The organism is Dietzia timorensis, from assembly GCF_001659785.1.
In the GTDB taxonomy this organism is placed as follows: Bacteria; Actinomycetota; Actinomycetes; order Mycobacteriales; family Mycobacteriaceae; genus Dietzia; species Dietzia timorensis.
In genome coordinates this window covers 3,225,863-3,243,531 of record NZ_CP015961.1, presented here as the reverse complement: position 1 = coordinate 3,243,531, position 17,669 = coordinate 3,225,863, and the positions used below count along the sequence as shown (strand labels likewise).

Genomic DNA, 17,669 nt, shown 5'->3' with positions numbered 1-17,669 from the left:
ATGGCCTCGACCACGAAATCGAAGGCGACGCCGAAAGGCATGCGGACCGTCGCCACGCGAAATATCTCCGCACACAAACTCCGAATGGTGTTGTCGGTCCTCGCGGTCGTCCTCGGCACCGCGTTCATCTCGGGCTCCTTTACCTTCACCTCGACGCTGCAGAGCTCGTTCGACAACATCCTCGGCTCGCAGGCCGAGGGGCTCGACACCATCGTCGAACCGGCCGAATCCAATGCCTCCGGCGTGCCGCTCAGCGAGGTCGAGAAGATTGAGCAGGTTGACGGCGTCGGGTATGTCCAGCCCGACTTCAATGGCACCCTCGTGCTGCTCAAGCCGGACGGCACGGCCTATCAGACCGGTGGCGCGCCCACGATGGGAGAGGCCTGGCACGATCCCGGCCGAGTGATCGGCGACGACTACTCGCTAGTCGACGGGCGCGCGCCGGAAGCTCCCGGTGAGATCGCGCTCGACTCCGAGATCGTGGACAAGCTCGGGTTCACCGTCGGCGGCCCGGTGCAGGCGTACAGCCCCACCCAGGGCACCGTCGACGCAGCACTCGTCGGCACCTACGAGCGCGAGGGCAATGTCGGTGGCTTCGTCGGCATCTTCTTCTCGCCCGAGCAGGCCGGGCAGCTCTTCTCCGACGGCGAATTCGTTCCGGCGATCCGCGTGGCGGGCGACGGTTCGGTCGACCAGAACACACTCACCGAACGCATCGCGCAGGCGCTGCCCGGGCAGGAGGTGACCTCGGGGGCCGACTGGGCGCAGGAACAGACCGACATGCTCGCCGAGGGCTTTTCGTTCCTCAACTACTTCTTCCTCGCCTTCGGCGGGATCGCCCTCCTGGTGGGCACATTCATCATCTTCAACACGTTCTCGATGCTCGTCGCACAGCGCCTACGCGAGCTCGCTCTGCTCCGCGCGATCGGCGCATCCAAGGGGCAGGTGATCCGATCGGTCATCGTCGAAGCGCTCGTCACCGGCGTCATCGGCTCGGTGCTCGGCGTCGCCGCCGGCTTCGCGCTGGCCTTCGGCTTGTTCGCGCTCCTCGAGGCCCTCGACCTTGGGCTGCCCTCCTCCGGTCTCGAGTTCACCGCCGCCGCGGTCTACGTGCCGCTGATCGTCGGCATCGTCATCACCGTGCTCTCCGCTCTCGTACCCGCATGGCGCGCGGGCAAGGTCCCGCCGGTCGCGGCCATGCGTTCGGGGTTGACGTCGGCGAACAGCAAGGTCATGACGATCCTCTCCGGCGTCGTTGGCGGACTGGGTCTGCTCATCGGCGTGGTGCTCGCCTTCTTCGGCTCCAGACAGGACGAGACCGTGGTCGGCGCCTCGCTCGTGGGGCTCGGCGGACTCCTCATCGTCATCTGCACCTTCCTCGTCATGCCGTTGCTCGCGACGATCATCGCCGGCGGGATCGGGCGCATCATCGGCGCGCCGTTCGGTGCGATTGGCAAGCTCGCCTCGACGAACTCGGGCCGCAACTCGTGGCGGACGGCGGCCACCGCCTTCTCCCTCACGCTCGGTCTCGCGCTCGTGGCGACCTTCGGTACTTTCGGCTCCTCGACGAAGGCGAGCATCGACGACGCCTTCAGCAATGGCATCAACGCGGACCTCGTCGTGCAGGGCGCGGGCGCCGAGAGTGGGATGCCCATGGCGCTGCCCAAGGAGATCTACGCCGACGTCGACGACGTCGAAGGTGTGGGAGCGGCGACCGCGCTGAGCTACGGTTCGGCGATCGGGGAGGACGGGACCCCGTCCTTCATCGCCGGGGTCGAAGGGCCGATCGATACCGCGATTGATGCGTCGGCGGTGGAAGGCGAAGTCCAGCCCGAACCCGGTTCGGCCGTCGTCAACGAGACGATGGCGACCACCCAAGGCTGGTCCGTGGGTGATGAGATCCCGATGCACGACGCACAGGGCAATCTCATCACGATCCCGCTGACCGGCATCTACGAGAACACCGACACGATGCAGGGGCTAGTACTGGGCACGGAGGCTTTCTCGCGAGTGGTTCCCGTGCAGCAGCAGTCGATCCAGATGATCTTCATCGACGCCGCCGAGGGCGAAGACGTCGGTGCGCTGCAGGACACTCTCATCGATGCGGTGTCGGACAACCCGGTGGCCATCGTGCAGACGATGGATGAGATGGTCGAGCAACAGGCCGGGCTCATCGACCAGCTACTCAACATGATCTACGCGCTGCTCGGCCTCGCGCTGATCATCGCGGTGCTCGGCATCGTCAACACGCTGGCGCTGTCGGTCATCGAGCGAAAGACCGAGCTCGGCATGCTGCGGGCCATCGGCACCCAGAGACGGCAGGTGCGCACCGCAATCACCCTCGAGTCGACTCAGATCGCCATCTTCGGCGCACTCATCGGTGCGGTGATGGGCACCTATATCGGCTGGGCGTTCGTGTCCTCGCTGTCGGGTGAGGGGATCTCCCGTGTCGCGATTCCCTGGGGAACGATAGCGGTCGTCCTCATCGCGGCCGCGGTCGTCGGCGTCGTCGCCGCATTGTGGCCCGCCTACCGCGCGGCGAAGACCTCGCCGTTGGAGGCCATCGCCGAGGGCTGACCACACGCCGTTCGACATTCGTCGAGGGTAATGGAAACACGCAGTCCGCCCACCGGAACACCGGTGGGCGGACTGCTCTACGTCTGTCGGGTGCCGGCGCGGGGCGCCGCGGGAGTGGGGTGCTAGCGGCGGAGGCCGAAGAGCCCGCGGCCACCGGAATGGTGGTGCGAGGACAGAACGGACTCGAGTAGGAAGGCATCTGTTCCGCTCTTGGTGGCCCCGAGCTGGCGGCCAGCCGAGTGCTCCCACAGGCAGCCCTCGAGAGCCGCCAGAAGGGCGGGCCCGGTGTCGGAATCGATGCCCGCGGACTTGAGCGGTCCGGCGAGATCCTCCGCGGAGACAAGCGCCTCGCGCAGGAGGTCCGCGTCCGCTCCCTCGGATTGCTCGAGTTCGAGGATCAGCGCGGCGCGCGAACGCAGCTCGCCTTGATAGTCGGCGTAGAGCCCCTCGAGCCAGTCTCGCAGGGTCTTGACCAGCTCTCCGCCGTCATTCGGGGATGCCGAGGCTAGGGCCGTGTGCTCGGTGTAGCCGCGCAGAAGCGATGCGAGTCGCTCGACGGTGAGCGAGACGAGCTGCGCCTTCGACCGCGCGTAATACGACGTGGAACCCGTCGCGAGGTTCGCAGCGGCGTCGACTGCGCGGTGGGTGAGCCCGCGGACGCCGACATCGGCAATCACCGCAATGGCGGTGTCGGCGATCAAAATCCGGCGGTCTTCCATGAAGTCCTCCTCTGGGCGTGCCGGCGGGCGCAGCGCGGGGCCGGGCTGCCGGTGTGGGCACGCGGAATGCGGGTTAGCTCCTTGGGGAAAGACTAGAGTGACTGCGCACCGCGTGTGACGGTTTTACGGTTTAGTAGTGATTTGCTTCATAGTTTTTGTCCAAATCGCCTGCATCGGCATGTGTTCGAGGATAAGTTGTCGGAAGCAATGTCACATTCGAGTAACAACTTGGCGTCTAAATGCGACATACTGAGCAAGTCGCGCGTCAAAAAGTTCGGTTGACGCCAATTGAAAGGGAATCACTGATGAACTCCAACGACATGTTCCTCCAGGCCATGCAGCCCGTCGTCGACATCTTCTGGACTCTCGTGTGGAGCGCCACCGGTTCGACGCTGTCCGTTCCGCGCCCGAGCGCGCCCGAGGCCGTCAACGCAGCCGCCATCTAGGGCACTGGCATAACGGGGGCCTCGCCGGGCCCCGCCCTCGCGTCGGGTTCGCTCCGCCTGGGGCGCCCGCGCAGACACCATTTTCGCCGTCGGTAGAACTTTCGCGATGAGATATCGCGGGGGTGATCCGGCGGCGTTTGTGCATTTTCGCAGCCGAATTGGTGCGGACAGTCGTGCGACGCGTCGGGATGCGACGCTGTGCTGGGGCTTTGTCCGGGCGAAGAATTTCGCGTCGCGCCATCGGTGACCAGCGGTTGGTTGTTCGGGCAAGCGCGAGTGACCAAAAACGGGCATGCTGGGAGGTACGGATATTAGAGATATTTAGCGACATGTAGGAACAGGTGGATGGAGCAGTGCTTGAGCGAACGACGGTATATGTTGATACGTCATATTTACTAGCCAGTTTTTATAACTCGTGGGAAGAGGGCGCGCGCGAGCAGCTCGAGGTCTCGCTGTCGAACGTAGTCCACACCCTCGACCGGATCTCGAAGTCGCAGTCCCGCCAGCCGGTGCATCGCCAGTTCTGGTACGACGGCGTCCCCGATAGTGGTCCCCACCGTTACCAGCGCACCCTTCGGGTTATCGACGGAGTCATCCTGCGCACGGGGCAGCTCATCGAATGGGGTAACCGGCGCTCGCAGAAGGCCGTGGATACCCGGTTGGTCGCGGATATGGTCATCGCGGCGCACCGTCGGCAGTGCACGGACATGGTGCTCGTCTCGGGCGACGCGGACATGATCCCCGGGGTCGAGGCGGCCGTCGAAGCCGGAGTGCGCGTGCACCTCGTCGGCTTCGGCTGGGATTCGGTGTCCTCGGCCCTGCGCAATGCGTGCGACACCTCGCTCATGCTCGATCCGCGCTCGGATTTCGCCGACTCGATGCAAATTCGCGTCCTCGAAGGGCCGCTCCCGCCGCAGGTCAAGCATCCTCGGCCGAACCCCAATGGCGAACCGGGCCACGAGGGCGGCGGCGAAGAGGAATTCAAGGAGTCGGTCGATATCGAGGACGTCGACTTCCAGCCCGAGCGCGCGAGGGACGAATCCGTCGCCGGCGCGCACGGTAAGGGTAAGGCTCCGGCCCCCGAGGACACCGTCCCGGTGGCTCCCGCCGAGGGGACTGGAGGTGCCGGCGCGGCCGAGCCCGATGCCGGCGACGGCGACTCCACAGAGAACCCCGAGGGCGGCTCAGATGGTGAGGGCGCCCGTAGCGCGCCGTCATCGGCTGGGGCGGCTCCGTCTCAGCCCGGGTCCGCGCACTGGACCGGAGGTTCGGAGCGCGATGGTGCCGGCGCGTCCCAGCCCGCACACGACCGGGACAGCGCCCCGGGAGTGCCGGACCGCATCGATGACGCCGACGTGGCCGAGGACGACGATCCCGCCGCCACCGGCTCGGGAGACATCGTCGAGCCCGCCTACGCGGGCGGCCCCTCGGGCGCTTCCGAGCGGCCCGAACGAGTCACCGAGACCGCCGACGCGTCCGAGGTCTCCGACGTCCGGCAGTCCGAATACGCCGGGCAGGACGGTTCCCATCGTGGCCGCACGACCGTCACGGTCACCCGCCGTTCGGTGACCGTGACCGCGCGCGCCGAGCGGGCGCGGATGTCCGCGGACGACGAGCACGACGGAACGGGCGACGAGGATTCGCCGCGCCCCAATCCGGGCATGATGGCGGCCCGCCGCCGCCCGATGCGTTCGCGGTACGTGCCGCTCACCGAGGAGGTGTGGAGCTCATCCGGCGAGGCCTCTCCGTATGACGTCGGACAGCAGTACGCGACGTGGTGGTACCAGCACGCTGCGGACGACGAGCAGCGGCAGAAGGCGCACACGCTCACCGGCGGGGCGCTGCCCCCGGAGATCGACCGCCCGTTGTTGCAGTTCGCGTGCCAGATGCTGCACGAGTTCACGCTCAACGAATTTCAGCGCGTCGCTCTTCGCGACGGCTTCCACGAGGGCATCCGCGGCATCGTCATGCAGCGATAGTCGTCCGGGCACAGCGATGGCCGGCGTCCTTTTCGGGCGCCGGCCATTTTCGGACTCGGAGCCGGGTTTGTTTCCTCGGCGCCGGCCGGGCGGCTACGAGCGGGTGTCCCGAGGGAAGCCCGGGGCATCATCGTCCGACTCGGACGACGGTCCCTCATCCACCGCGGAATCGGTGACATCGATGTCCCCATTGCTGGAAGGGTTCGCGGCCGAAGCTGGAGCGGGGCGGGCCGCACCGCTCCCACCGAGCTCGGCGCGGATCTGTTCCAGTCGCGCCTTGCCCTCGCCCTCGCGCTGCAGAGCCTGGGCGTCGGCGAGCGCGGCGGACTGTCCCGAGCTCGCCTCCGCGAGCTCGGCGTGGCCGACGGCCGTATTGTAGCGGCCCTCGATCTTGTCGCGGATCTGCTCGAACGTCGGGTTGGAGCCGGTCGAGACCTCGCCGGTGATCGAGTTGACCGAGGTCTGCTGCTGCTCGGCCATTTTTGCCTGCTGCGCCTGCAGGAGCAGCTGGTCTTCCTGCGCCAGGGTCTCCTGGAGCCTCGCCTCGCTCTCCCGTACCGCCTGCTTGGCCGACTGCGCGTCGACCTTCGCCTGCTCGGCGAGGGTCCTCGTGTTCTCGAGATCCTGCTCTGAGCTGACGAGCTGCGCGGCGAGCTGCTCGGCGCTCCGCTCCCACTCGGACGCCTTGTCGAGATCGCCGTTCGCGCGGGCATCGTCGGCGAGCTGTACCGACTGGCGGACCTGGCCCTGCAGCTTGTCGAGTTCGCGTTCCTTTGTCGTGATGGACTCCTCGGTGCGCTTGGCATTACCGATGACCGCCGCCGCTTGGTCGGCGATCTGCCGGTGCTGCGCGCGGGCCTGTTCCATCGCCTGGCGGACCTGGACCTTGGGGTCCGCGTTGTCCTCAATCGATTTATCCAGGGAGGCCTTGAGATAGTTCCAGCCCTTGGAGAACGGGTTCGACATGAGTAGTCCCTTGTGTTGTCGGCGCGTGCGAAAAGCTAAAGGCACGAAGACGGGTGGCACGCCTCGTGCCCGCGTACCACCCAAGCCTAATGAAATGTGCGCCGCCGATGGGGTGCGCCCGCGGCAAACCTACTTGCCTCGCAGCGCCATCCCGATCGCCGCCGCGGCGGGAAGCGCACTGCGCGGAATGTAGGGCTGGCGCCACAGTCCGCCCGAGCTCGCGCCGTCGGCCTCGTGTTCCCAGAGGAAATCGCGGGTGGGCTGCTCGGTCGACAGGTCGTGCACGAGCAGCGCGGCGAGCATCGCCTGCGAGGTTTCAGGGTCGAAGATCTCGATTCCGAAGTGGTGCGCGCCCTTGTACACCGCGGCCAGCGCCTTGTTCTTGAGCACCGAATGCGTACGTGTCGCAGGTGCGACGTTGATGGACACTCGGCGTCCCTTCGCCAGTTCCTCGGTGGCGCGCCACCGTTGCACGCGCTTTGCGAGGGTGTAGTTCGGCCCCTGCTGGGTGACGAGCGCATCGTGCACCGCGGGCCCCGAACCGACCGGGTAGTTGCGCGCGAAACCCCTGCCCATGGACAGTCGACCGAGAGCGCCTCGCACCGAGGTCACCTTGCTCGCCTTCTCGAAGGCCTCGTTGGATTCGGCGTGCACATCTCCCGGCACGACGAACGTGTCCATCGGTGTCGCCAGGTACGCGAGGGCGTCGACCGTGCCGTCATCGAACAGTGCCGCGGCGAGCGCATCCGAGGCAGAGGACAACTTCACGTGGGTTCCGCCGTCGGCGTACAGGTACGTCCCGAGCGCGACAGGCGCCTGGGCGGCCGCTCCGATCCAGGCACGGGTCTCCGGAAGCTGGGTCAGGAGATCGATACCCGCCTCGCCGTCATACGTGGGCACGCGCACGGTGCCGGCGATCGTGCCGGCCTGCTCGCGCATCCGCGCCCACACTCTCGACGAGGGCAGGTCGACGGCGAGCACCGTCGCGCCCCAGGAGAGCAGCACGTTGCCCGGGCCCATTTCCGAACCCATGCCGAGCACCGCGACCTCGCGGCCGGGGAGCGAGAGCCACTCGGGATGCTGCTGTACCTCGAGGAGCTTGTCCGCGGTCGACGGTTCGATGACCCCGTCGGCGCGCCACTTCTCGATCTGCCCCGAGAGCGCGGCCCCGCGCAGCACGCTGCCGCGGTAGGGGATCGCCAGCTCGGTGGCGGCTTCGCCGGTGCCCTCGATGGTCTCGGTGTCCGGCACGCCTGCGGCGTCGACTCGAACCTCGGAGAGATAGTCCTTCATCGGGATCTCGCCGCGACCGGTGATGCCCACCATTCGCGACTGCAGTGTGTGCAGCGCGGTCGAGGAGACCGTGCGGTAGGCGGAGTCGTTGTTCACGCCGCACGCCACCATCTCTACAAATGGCGAGACGTAGTCCTTGCGCCAGTTCTTCGAGGCGTCCATACGTCGGCGCGCGCTCGGGTCGATCGACGACAGTGCCTCGGCGACGACGTCTCTCGCGAGCGATCCCGTCGATCGCCTGCCGGAGGCGTCGGCGGGGAACTCCACGCCGCGCGCGGCCGTCGTCGCGTCCGCTTTACCTTGGATGCTCGGTGCTGCCATGATCGTTGCTCCCTTGTGGGGTGGTCTACTTCACGTCAAATATGATGATTCCATCATGTTAGTGAAAAAGTCGCCCGCGTGCGGAGGCTCGCTGCCGAATCGGAACGAAAGATCTCCGTATGACGTCGGACGTGGCATTAGCCTGGAGGTCATGTCCACCCCCGAATTCATCCGTCGCCTGCGGCGACATATCGGCCACGAACCGCTCTGGCTAGCGGGCGCGACCGCGGTGATTCGTGATCGCTCCGCCGGTGCCGTGCTCCTGGTGCGCCGCGCGGATTCGGGTGCCTGGACCCCGGTCACCGGGATTATCGACCCGGGCGAGAAACCTTCGGAGGCTGCGGTGCGCGAGGCCGCGGAGGAGGCGGGTGTCCACATCGAGGTGCGCCGCCTCGCGCAGGTCGGCGTCACGCAGCTCATCACTTACGGCAACGGCGACCAGGCGCAGTACATCGACCACACCTTCGAGTGCGAGTGGATTTCCGGCGAGGCGCACCCGGCGGACGGGGAGAACACCGAGGTGCGGTGGGTGTCGGAGGCCGAACTTTCCACCTTCGAAGGCATTCCGGCGCATATGCAGGACCGTATGGACTCCGCGCTCTCGGGCGAGGAGCGTGCCCGCTTCTAGGCGCGGGCCAGTGAGACCGCCGAGTCGACGATCCACGTACACGAGAGCTCCTGCCACAACGACGGTTGGCGGAACATGAAATGGCCGGCGGACGGCACCGCGAACCATTCGGCATCGAGACCTGCCTCGGCGAGGTGCTCGGTTTGGCGGCGTGAATCCCGCGCGCTCGTGATCGGGTCGACAGATCCGTGGAGGACGCGCAACGTGGGTGCGGCGGCTTTCATGCGCAGGCCGTCGAGGTCCGGCCACCACGGGGCGAGCGCGAAGAATGAGCGCACATTATCGGGTCGCTGTTCGACGAGATGAGCCCCGGCGCGCCCGCCCATCGAGTGTCCGAGGATCGCGATCGGGATGTCCTTGCCGTGGCGCTCGCGGATTTCGTCGACCGCCCACACCGCGTCCTTCGCGCTGTCCCGGCGCGGTTCGTTCCAGCCTCGGTAGCGATACTGCAGGAGCTGCGTGCCGATGCTCAGCCCCCGCGCGCCGGGATGCTCGCGGATGCGATCCCGTATCTCGCGGTCGAACGGCAGCATCCGAAGAAGCGAGGCGTTGGCGAGCGGCAGATAGGTGCGCTCTGACCTGGGCTTTCCGCCGTGCAGAATCAGGACGTATGCGTCGGCCCGCCCTTCGGGTTCGGCGCCGAGGAGGTGGGGTGTGGGCGCGGGGTTGCCGGCGCGAGTGTTCACATCGACAGCGTACGTCTGTAGCGTTGCACCGCGAACATCCTCAGCCCGCCGTCAGCGAGTGCTTACGTTTTCGCCTCGGGAAACGATAAAGCTGTCGAAAAACAATCGTTTGTGTTGCTCTAGATAATTAGAGTGATCTGTGTGATTATTGGGACGCTCATAAAGTGCAGTAATCGCGTGTCTTCAGGAGTCCAGAATGCGCAAGACCGGCCGTAGCCCACGAAACTCGAACGCAACGAACACCACGAACGGCCCGGTCAGGCGCCTCGCCGCCGTTTCCGCCGCAGTCGCCATCGGCGCCACGATGTTCGTGCCCGCCGCGAATGCCCAGAGCGCGGGCATCCCGCCCGAGGTCGCTCAGGCCGCGGTCACCGCGACCGGCTCGGGCGCCAGCGAGCCCCAGCAGAACGCCCCGGAGGGCGGCGCGCGTATGGTCACCCTCGGTGACTCGGTCATGGCCGGAACCACGTTGCCACTGGTCGATGGCGGGCAGGAATGCTTCCGCTCCTCCGACCGCTACGTGTCCCAGGTCGCACGCTCGATCGGCGTGTACAACACCCCAGACTTCCAGGACACCTCGTGCTTCGGCGCGACGCTGGACTCCCCACCGATCCTCACTCTCGTCGACCAGGCCGCACACCACCGCGACCGCGGCTCCTTCGGCCCGCGCACCGAGCACGTGCTCATCCAAGCCGGCCTCAACGACAAGTGGGGCAACCCGGACGTCGACCTGCTCGATACCGCGCTCAACTGCGCGATCAACCTCGTCCAGGGCTGCGACATGAATGCCGTCGGCGAGGGCCGCGCGCAGGACCCGGATGCCGTCACCGCGCAGGCCTACGCCGACCGCGCCCGTGTCGCTGTGGACTACATCAAGCACTACGCGCCGAACGCGAAGGTCTCGTTCGTCGGCTACCCGACCTACGCGACGAACGACCGGACGTGCATCTCCATCGGCGGCCTCCCCGCCGAGCAGCCGCGCGACGAGGCCATCACCCGCCTGTTCAACAACATGCAGGAGGCCCAGCGCGGCGCGGCCGAGCAGCTCGGCGTCAACTTCATCGACCTGAAGACCCCGAGCGCGGCGCACGGCGGCTGCACCGGCGAGCCGTGGGTCTCGGGCATCCTCGACCCAGCCTCGGGGCACCAGGGCGTGCCCGTGCACCTCAACCCCGCCGGCGATCACGCGGTCGCAGGAATCGTCCAGTCCCAGATGTAAGCTCAGGGAAATCGCCCGGCCCGTCTTTCGCGGGTCGGGCTTTTCCACTTTTGTGCCCGGCTCGAGGGCCCGAACTAGGAGGACCAGTTGGCGCAGCCGACGATTCGCCCCGATGCGTTCGACTCCGCGGGGAGACTGCGCGCGCTACCCTCGCTCACCAGCGCCCGCTGGTACGCGGCCCTGCTCGTGTTCGTCATCCACGCGCTGGTGTTCATGCCGGTGTACCCGTTCCAGAAGTCCGAGCTGTTCGAGACCATCCACGGCGTGCTCCCGATGCAGGTCGGTTCGGCCGCCGTCACCTTCTTCTTCCTGTTATCGGGCTTCATCATCTTCTGGTCCAACCACCAGATGCGCGAGCCGGTCTACTACGTGCTGCGCCGCCTGCTCAAGCTGTATCCGACGCACCTGATCACCGCGATCATGTTCGTCGCCGTCGTGTGGCAGTTCCCATGGGAGCGCACCGCGGCGTGGCTGCCGAACTTCCTGCTCATCCACACGTGGGTGCCGGGTTGGTCCCAGCTCGGCGGGCTCAACGTGCCCTCGTGGTCTCTCGCGGCCGAGCTGCTGTTCTACGTCTCGTTCCCCTTCTTCCTTCCGCTGGTGCGCAGGATCCCCACCCATCGCCTCATGGCGTGGATCGGCGCGCTGTTTGCGGCGATCGTCGTGCTCCACCTCGCCTACTACTTGTTCACCCCCGGCTACAAGGGGATCGACAACACCTTCGTCCCGCTGCTATTCGACATGGACGCCTCCCCGCCGTACGACGTCCACGCGGCGCCGGCGTGGTTCCTGCTGCCCGAGCACGGCGTCGACATCGGCTACTACCTCTCCTACACGTTCCCGCTGTCGCGACTGCCGGAGTTCATCCTCGGGGTGCTCGGCGCGCGCGCCGTCATCGAAGGGGTGTGGCGCAATACGAAGACGTGGTGGCCGATGCTCGCGCTGGTCGCCTCTGTCGCGCTCACCTGGGTGTTGCCGGTCAACTTCAAGATGTCCGTGCCCATGCTGCTGCCGGTGCTCGCGGTGGTGTGCACGCTCGCCGTCCGGGACATGGAGGGTCGCTCCGGCCCATTTATGACGTCGAAGGTGACGATTTGGGGCGGCAACACCTCCTTTGCGCTGTATCTCGTGCAATTCCCGGTCATGGCGGCCCTGCAGAAATGGGTCATCGCCGACGGTGAATACGGGTTTGCCGGGTGGCTCGGATTCGCGGTGCTCGCGCTGGTCATCTCGCACGTCATCGCCGACCTGATCTTCCGATTCGTCGACGATCCCGCGATGAAGGCATTCGGTCGCTACCACCGCGCGCGCAGCGGAAAGAAGCGCCTTTCCGCGCCTCGGCCTCGTGTGTAGCGGTTGCCGAAGCGGAAAGAAAACGAAACTTGCCCAGGGCACCGACAGCCCCGACAAGCTCCCACGAGTTCGCGTCGACTTCGCTACGGTAGACGGCGGAACCGGAAAAATGTGTGTTGCGCCACCAATTGCGGTGGGCACAAACTTCGGAACGCGCATGAACTATACGAAGGGTAGTCACATCATGGCGATCAAGAATTCCACCACCACGCGGACGTCCGCGGCGCTCGCCCTGCTGTCCGCAGGCCTCCTCGGGCTTGCAGCCTGCGGCGGTGCGGCCGACGAGACCGACGAGACCACGTCGTCGTCCTCGTCGTCCTCCTCCTCTTCTTCCTCGTCATCGTCCTCCTCTTCGTCGCCGAGCTCCTCGCCCGAGGAAGAGCCGGCGCCGGCAGAAGGCGAAGAAGGTGGCGAGGTAATCGCACCGCCGGCCGAAGGTGGTGGAGAAGCTGTCGCGCCTCCGGTCGAGCAGGCGCCCGCTCCCGCGCCTGCCCCGGCGCCAGCACCCGAGCAGGCCCCCGCACCCGCTCCCGCTCCCGCTCCTGCCCCCGCTCCCGCGCCGGCAGAGGGCGGCGGCGGAGGCGGCGCGCCGGAGCTTCCGGATGGCGCAGGAGGCGGCCAGGCCGGCTACTAAGTCAGGCCGACGCGCCAGGGCCCACGGCCCCGGCAGCGCTCTCGACGAGCGCCCGCAGCGAGCAGGTCATGCCCGCAGCGGGCGCCTTCGTCTATTTCGGGCCGCCGCCTCTTCCGGCCCCGCGAGTGACACGCGCTCAGAGTGCGTCTTCCACGGCGCGTGCGACCGCCTCGTGCCCGGTGGGCGTGGGATGCATGGGGAAGGAGCCCGTGTCCTCGCCGGAGAAGTCGACCCACCGCTCGCTCGCCTCGGCGCACGCGGTGTGCTCGTCGGCGCGCGCCGGCAGGACGAACTCTGCGTCGTGGCGCTGCGCCGCCTCCTCGATGACGTCGTTGAGCGCGTCGATCGTGTCTGCCGCCCACGCGCGGTCCTCGGGGGAGATCGCGCCGATCTGCGTGCAATCGTCGTCCTCGCCGAGCAGCGGAACGTAACCGGTGGCGATGATGCGGGCCTGCGGCGCCCGGTCCGAGATGCCCTCGTACACCGAGTCGAGGGCGCTCGGCAGTCCGGCGAGAGCATCATCGGTCGTGGTCTCGAGCTCCGCGCCGCATTGTGAGGCCACCTGCGTGACCATCGATCGTCCGTAGCAGGCGACGATGCCGCCGAAGTCGATGTCGTTTCCGCCGATCGACAGGGCCACCAGGTCCGTGTCCTGCGTGAGGGAGTCGAGCTGTGCAGGAATCTGCGCCGAGCCCGGGTCCGCGGAATGCGTCTGCCGAGGCGAGAGGAGATGAGGTACCTGGGCGCCTTGGCACGTGACGTCCTCCCCGCCGGATACCCGGTAGCTCTGCAGAAGTAGAGAGGGGTAGTTGTCGCCGGAGCGTTGGCAGAACTCCGGCCCGGAGAACCCGGCGTCGCGGCCGCCGACGGCGGCGTAGGAATCTCCGAGCGCCACGTAGTTGTGGTAATCGCGAGCCGGATCCTCGTCCGCTGCCGCTGCTGCGGCGTCGCCTGCGGTGGAGGCCTGCGGGTCTGTCTCGCCGCCGGTGTCCTCGGCCGTCCCGCACGCGCCCAGCGCCACCGCCGCTGCGACAACGCCGGCGGCCGCGAGGGGTGTGGTGCGGGAGGGCCTCATGTGCTCAGATTGTAGACCTGGGACCTTCGTTCTTGCGGGAAAAGCACGTCCGACGTCATAAATGACGAGCGCAGACGAACGACGCCCCCGCAGGGCCGGGCCGAAATGGCGCGGATCCTTCGGGCGCGGTGGCGAGGTGGCGCGAGGCTAGCTCTGCGGCGCCTTGGGGAGCTTGACGACCTGGCCGGCGTAGGACAGGCCGGCGCCGAAGCCGATCAACAGGGCGGTGTCGCCCTCCTTCGCCTCGCCCTCGCGGAGCATGGTCTCCATCGCCAGCGGGATCGATGCGGCGGAGGTGTTGCCGGTGGCCTCGATGTCGTTGGCGACGGCGACGGTGTCGGGGAGGCCGAGGTGCTTGGCGAGCGCATCGTTGATGCGGCCGTTCGCCTGGTGCGGGATGAAGGCCTGGATGTTCTCCGGGCCGACGTTCGCGGCCTCCAGTGTCTGCTGCGCGACCTTGGCGACGGTGAACGCGGCCCAGCGAAACACCTTGCTGCCGTCCATGACGAGCCAGGGGTGCTCGGCGGACTCGGGGCTCACAGCCTCGTCCATGACCTGGTACCAGTTCTTCGTCTGGCGGATCGCCTGGCCCTTCTCGCCATCCGAGCCCCACACGACGGGTCCGAGCTCGTTCTCGTCTGCGGGGCCGACGACGACGGCCCCGGCGCCGTCGCCGAAAATGAAGGCGGTGCCGCGGTCCTCGGGGTTGATGGCCTCGGAAAGGCGCTCGGAGCCGATGACGAGAACATATCGGGCGGCCCCGCCACGGATGACGTTCGTCGCGACGGCGAGGCCGTAGCCGAATCCGGCACAACCCGCGGTGAGGTCGAAGGCCGCGATGCCGTTGCGACCGATGTTGTTCGCGATGATCGGCGCGCCGTGGGGGATGATCGTCTCGTACGTCGAGGTGCAGAAGATGATCGCATCGACGAGTTCGGGATCGACGCCGGAATTGTCGAGCGCCTTCTGCGCGGCCACCGTGCCCATGTGCACCACGCTCTCCTCGCGGTCGGCGAAGCGGCGGGTCTTGATGCCCGAACGTTCCTGGATCCACTCGTCGCTGGAGTCGATGTGCTGGCAGATCTCTTCGTTGTCGACGACGCGCTCGGGGCGGTAGGCGCCGATACCGTACATCTTCGTGCCGTCGACCCCGGTGCTCACGGCGATCGGTGTTGCGTTCTCTGCCATCTCGAAGGATCCTCCATAGTGTTCTGGTCTTCGCCCGCCGCTCGGTGCGCGCGGCGGGTGTGGTGCGCACACCACGCGTCATCGACGGCGAAGTACGTATCCACTCTAAGCCTTTGTCGCTCGCGAACGGTGGAACGTTAGATTCACATTAGGCGATCGCCCACCCGCCGTTTCACGGGGGCCGTTAATCGTCCGAGGTTGTTCGGCTCTGTGCCGAGCCGTCTCCGAGGACCGCGCTGAGGAATCGCTTCGTGCGTTCGTGCTTCGGTGAGGTGAAGATCGTGTCCGGGTGCCCCTCTTCGACGATGTGGCCCTCGTCGAACATCATCACCTTGTGGGAGACGTCGCGGGCGAAACCCATTTCGTGGGTGACGATGAGCATCGTGACATTGGTGGTGTCGGCGACCTCGCGCAGGATGTTCAGGACATCGCCGACGACCTCGGGGTCGAGCGCGGAAGTGACCTCGTCGAGGAGCAGGATCTCCGGATCCATCGCTAGCGCTCGCGCGATGGCGACGCGCTGTTGCTGTCCTCCAGAAAGAGAGGAGGGGTGCTCGTCGGCCTTATCCGGCAGGCCGACCTGCTCGAGAAGGGAATGTGCCTTGGCAATTGCCTCCTTCTTCGGCAGGCCGAGAACGTGCACGGGCGCCTCGATGATGTTCTCCAACACGGTCATGTTGGGGAACAGGTTGAACTGCTGGAACACCATTCCGATTCGGGTGCGGAGTTTCTTCTGTTGCTTCTTCGGCACCGGCACGCGCTTGCCGTCGCGCTGGGCATGCGTGAGCGGCTCGCCGTCGATGTAGATGTACCCGCCGGAGAGTTCCTCGAGGGTCATCACCAGTCGCAGGATCGTCGTCTTGCCAGAGCCCGAGGGGCCGATGAGGGTGACGCGCTCGCCCTGCTTGACCGTGAAGTTGAGGTCCTTGAGCACGACGTTGTCGCCAAAACGCTTCTCCACATCGACGAACTCGATGGTGTGCGCGCCGGAGTTCTGGGTCGCTTCGGCGACGTGGGTGGACTCAGTTGGCGTAGGCAAGGCGCTTCTCCAGACGGTTGATGAGCACTGCGGTGGGGTAGCTGGCCGCCAGGAAGATGAGCCCGGCGATGGTGATTGCTTCGTTGTAGCGGAAGGTCTCGGAACCGATGGTTTGGGCCACGGTCACCATTTCCGCCGCCGAGATCACGAACAGGAACGGGGTGTCCTTGAACATCGAGATCGCATAGTTGCCGAGCGAAGGGACGGTGGAGCGCAGGGCCTGCGGAATGATGACCTTTCGCCACGTCCGGACGGCGGACATCGACAATGCCGTCGTCGCCTCCCATTGCCCCTTCGGCACCGACTCGATGCCGGCGCGGTACACCTCGGACATGTACGTGGCGTAGTGGATGCCGAAGACGATGATGCCGATCTGGATGGGGTCGAGCCACAAGAATGTCCAGAACAGGAAGATGAGCTGCACGATGATCGGCGTCATCCTGATGAAGTTCGCCGCCCACTTGACGATCCACGCCAGCGGCTTCGGCAGCACCATGATAAGGATCGCGATAACGAGCCCGAGGATCGACGCGATGATGGTGCCCGCGACGGTGACGAGCAGCGTGACCTTGAGGAAGGCCATGAAGATCTCGGGGAAAATGTCGACGGCGAAACCGAAATCGAAGAACGGTCCGGTGTCGGTTACTCGCGTGGGGGAGTCGACCTCGGTCGCCTGCGCGAGGATCAGCGAAGAATTCACGATGCCTTACCTCCCGCGAGAGTGCCGGCCTCGGCTCCGGTCTGGCCGAGCCCCTGTTCCGCGCCGTCGCGCTTCGATCGCCGCCCGCCTAGTTTCGGCGTCGGCGACAGGATCTCCCGCAGCGACGGACCCCGGCCGAGCCGGTGCTTGGCGCGCGCCTCGAGCGCCTGCATGAACAGGGTGAGCACGAGAGCGAGAATGAAGTAGGTGACCAGACCGATAAACGCGTGGGAAAACCAGATGTCGGTCGGCCTGCGCAGATTGTCGAGCTCGAAGGTGAGATCGTTGACGCCGGGCACGATATAGACGATCGCGCTGCCCTTGAGGAGGTGCACCCACAGGTTGGACAGCGACGGGATCATCAGCGCCCATGCCTGCGGGAAAATTACGCGCCGCATCTTGTGCGTCCACGACATCGACAGCGCCGTCGTCGCTTCCCACTGCGCCTTCGGAACGGTTGTCAGCGACGCGCGCACGGCCTCCGCGCCGTACGCGCCATAGTTGAGCCCGAGCGCGGCCACGCCGATCGCGAACGTGTGGTCCTGCGGCGCGGGCAGCGGTATGTGGTACTGGATCCAGAAAATCGGCAGCACGTACAGCAGCCAGAACAGCAGCACAAGCAGCGAGATACCGCGCAGGAATTCGATGAGCACCCGCGCCGGCCCCCGCAGCCACAGGCTCGGACTGCCCGCCGCCAGCCCCAGCGCGATCGCGATGACAAACGCCAGCGCGCCGCCCAGCAGCGTGAGGTAGATGGTGGTGGTCAGCCCTTCGATGATGCGTTCGGAGAAGTTCCCGAGCACCTCGAAGTTAGCTTTCTGCTCGTCAAGCCAGTTCATGTCACGG

Annotated in this window: 16 protein-coding genes; 7 read left to right on the top strand and 9 right to left on the bottom strand. The window is 66.6% G+C overall.

Annotation, left to right across the window (positions count from 1 at the left end; translation table 11 throughout):
- Positions 1-2,577: an ABC transporter permease gene (locus BJL86_RS14965; RefSeq protein ID WP_067476732.1), complete on the top strand. Its 2,577-nt coding sequence runs from the start codon at positions 1-3 to the stop codon at positions 2,575-2,577.
- A gap of 122 nt (positions 2,578-2,699) precedes the next feature.
- On the opposite strand, the gene BJL86_RS14960 is transcribed toward BJL86_RS14965, so the two are convergent.
- On the bottom strand, positions 2,700-3,296 hold the full coding sequence (locus BJL86_RS14960) for a TetR/AcrR family transcriptional regulator (RefSeq protein ID WP_067476729.1): 597 nt from the start codon (positions 3,294-3,296) through the stop codon (positions 2,700-2,702).
- A gap of 305 nt (positions 3,297-3,601) precedes the next feature.
- On the opposite strand from BJL86_RS14960, the gene BJL86_RS17305 reads away from it, so the two are divergent.
- Both BJL86_RS17305 and BJL86_RS14955 read left to right on the top strand, forming a co-directional pair.
- Positions 3,602-3,742 carry a hypothetical protein gene (locus tag BJL86_RS17305; protein ID WP_197487630.1) on the top strand — a complete coding sequence of 47 codons (141 nt, stop codon included), beginning with the start codon at positions 3,602-3,604 and terminating at the stop codon, positions 3,740-3,742.
- Between the two features lie 353 nt (positions 3,743-4,095).
- Positions 4,096-5,721 (top strand): NYN domain-containing protein, encoded by a 1,626-nt coding sequence (locus BJL86_RS14955; RefSeq protein ID WP_067476726.1) that lies wholly within the window; start codon positions 4,096-4,098, stop codon positions 5,719-5,721.
- Positions 5,722-5,814: 93 nt separating this feature from the next.
- Here the strand turns inward: BJL86_RS14955 and BJL86_RS14950 are convergent, their stop codons facing one another.
- Positions 5,815-6,687, bottom strand: coding sequence for a PspA/IM30 family protein (locus BJL86_RS14950; protein ID WP_067476723.1), 873 nt, complete (start codon positions 6,685-6,687; stop codon positions 5,815-5,817).
- A 129-nt stretch (positions 6,688-6,816) separates the two neighbouring features.
- Positions 6,817-8,301 (bottom strand): hypothetical protein, encoded by a 1,485-nt coding sequence (locus tag BJL86_RS14945; RefSeq protein WP_067476720.1) that lies wholly within the window; start codon positions 8,299-8,301, stop codon positions 6,817-6,819.
- 151 nt (positions 8,302-8,452) lie between these two features.
- Between BJL86_RS14945 and BJL86_RS14940 the strand changes: the two genes are divergently transcribed.
- Positions 8,453-8,929: an NUDIX hydrolase gene (locus BJL86_RS14940; protein WP_067476717.1), complete on the top strand. Its 477-nt coding sequence runs from the start codon at positions 8,453-8,455 to the stop codon at positions 8,927-8,929.
- Here the strand turns inward: BJL86_RS14940 and BJL86_RS14935 are convergent.
- Positions 8,926-9,615 carry an alpha/beta hydrolase gene (locus BJL86_RS14935; RefSeq protein ID WP_082908639.1) on the bottom strand — a complete coding sequence of 230 codons (690 nt, stop codon included), beginning with the start codon at positions 9,613-9,615 and terminating at the stop codon, positions 8,926-8,928. The genes BJL86_RS14940 and BJL86_RS14935 overlap by 4 nt on opposite strands.
- Positions 9,616-9,811: 196 nt before the next feature.
- Here BJL86_RS14935 and BJL86_RS14930 point away from each other — a divergent pair, with 196 nt between their 5' ends.
- The 3 genes from BJL86_RS14930 (at position 9,812) to BJL86_RS14920 (ending at position 12,821) form a co-directional block, all read left to right on the top strand.
- On the top strand, positions 9,812-10,834 hold the full coding sequence (locus BJL86_RS14930; protein WP_067476714.1) for an SGNH/GDSL hydrolase family protein: 1,023 nt from the start codon (positions 9,812-9,814) through the stop codon (positions 10,832-10,834).
- Positions 10,835-10,921: 87 nt separating this feature from the next.
- Positions 10,922-12,187 (top strand): acyltransferase family protein, encoded by a 1,266-nt coding sequence (locus BJL86_RS14925; protein ID WP_067476711.1) that lies wholly within the window; start codon positions 10,922-10,924, stop codon positions 12,185-12,187.
- A 184-nt stretch (positions 12,188-12,371) separates the two neighbouring features.
- Positions 12,372-12,821 (top strand): hypothetical protein, encoded by a 450-nt coding sequence (locus BJL86_RS14920; protein ID WP_075845186.1) that lies wholly within the window; start codon positions 12,372-12,374, stop codon positions 12,819-12,821.
- A 136-nt stretch (positions 12,822-12,957) separates the two neighbouring features.
- Here the strand turns inward: BJL86_RS14920 and BJL86_RS14915 are convergent, their stop codons facing one another.
- The 5 genes from BJL86_RS14915 to BJL86_RS14895 all read right to left on the bottom strand — a co-directional run bounded on the left by BJL86_RS14915 (position 12,958) and on the right by BJL86_RS14895 (position 17,662).
- Positions 12,958-13,896 carry an SGNH/GDSL hydrolase family protein gene (locus BJL86_RS14915; protein ID WP_067471973.1) on the bottom strand — a complete coding sequence of 313 codons (939 nt, stop codon included), beginning with the start codon at positions 13,894-13,896 and terminating at the stop codon, positions 12,958-12,960.
- Between the two features lie 147 nt (positions 13,897-14,043).
- Positions 14,044-15,084: a beta-ketoacyl-ACP synthase III gene (locus BJL86_RS14910; RefSeq protein WP_067471976.1), complete on the bottom strand. Its 1,041-nt coding sequence runs from the start codon at positions 15,082-15,084 to the stop codon at positions 14,044-14,046.
- A 184-nt stretch (positions 15,085-15,268) separates the two neighbouring features.
- A complete protein-coding gene (gene ehuA, locus BJL86_RS14905; protein WP_067471997.1) occupies positions 15,269-16,060 on the bottom strand; it encodes an ectoine/hydroxyectoine ABC transporter ATP-binding protein EhuA in 792 nt (263 codons plus the stop codon).
- Between the two features lie 46 nt (positions 16,061-16,106).
- The gene (ehuD, locus tag BJL86_RS14900) at positions 16,107-16,706 is read right to left on the bottom strand and encodes an ectoine/hydroxyectoine ABC transporter permease subunit EhuD (RefSeq protein WP_067471994.1); all 600 of its coding nucleotides are present in this window, start codon (positions 16,704-16,706) and stop codon (positions 16,107-16,109) included.
- Positions 16,707-16,819: 113 nt separating this feature from the next.
- Positions 16,820-17,662: an amino acid ABC transporter permease gene (locus BJL86_RS14895; RefSeq protein WP_082908340.1), complete on the bottom strand. Its 843-nt coding sequence runs from the start codon at positions 17,660-17,662 to the stop codon at positions 16,820-16,822.
- Positions 17,663-17,669: the final 7 nt, after the last annotated feature.

Excerpts from the sequence above, each read along its gene's own strand:
- BJL86_RS14960 (WP_067476729.1), bottom strand. The coding sequence starts at position 3,296 with ATGGAAGACCGCCGGATTTTGATCGCCGACACCGCCATTGCGGTGATT.
- BJL86_RS17305 (WP_197487630.1), top strand. The coding sequence starts at position 3,602 with ATGAACTCCAACGACATGTTCCTCCAGGCCATGCAGCCCGTCGTCGAC.
- BJL86_RS14950 (WP_067476723.1), bottom strand. The coding sequence starts at position 6,687 with ATGTCGAACCCGTTCTCCAAGGGCTGGAACTATCTCAAGGCCTCCCTG.
- ehuD (WP_067471994.1), bottom strand. The coding sequence starts at position 16,706 with ATGGCCTTCCTCAAGGTCACGCTGCTCGTCACCGTCGCGGGCACCATC.
- BJL86_RS14930 (WP_067476714.1), top strand. The coding sequence starts at position 9,812 with ATGCGCAAGACCGGCCGTAGCCCACGAAACTCGAACGCAACGAACACC.
- BJL86_RS14895 (WP_082908340.1), bottom strand. The coding sequence starts at position 17,662 with ATGAACTGGCTTGACGAGCAGAAAGCTAACTTCGAGGTGCTCGGGAAC.
- BJL86_RS14910 (WP_067471976.1), bottom strand. The coding sequence starts at position 15,084 with ATGGCAGAGAACGCAACACCGATCGCCGTGAGCACCGGGGTCGACGGC.
- BJL86_RS14945 (WP_067476720.1), bottom strand. The coding sequence starts at position 8,301 with ATGGCAGCACCGAGCATCCAAGGTAAAGCGGACGCGACGACGGCCGCG.
- BJL86_RS14920 (WP_075845186.1), top strand. The coding sequence starts at position 12,372 with ATGGCGATCAAGAATTCCACCACCACGCGGACGTCCGCGGCGCTCGCC.
- BJL86_RS14915 (WP_067471973.1), bottom strand. The coding sequence starts at position 13,896 with ATGAGGCCCTCCCGCACCACACCCCTCGCGGCCGCCGGCGTTGTCGCA.
- BJL86_RS14940 (WP_067476717.1), top strand. The coding sequence starts at position 8,453 with ATGTCCACCCCCGAATTCATCCGTCGCCTGCGGCGACATATCGGCCAC.
- BJL86_RS14965 (WP_067476732.1), top strand. The coding sequence starts at position 1 with ATGGCCTCGACCACGAAATCGAAGGCGACGCCGAAAGGCATGCGGACC.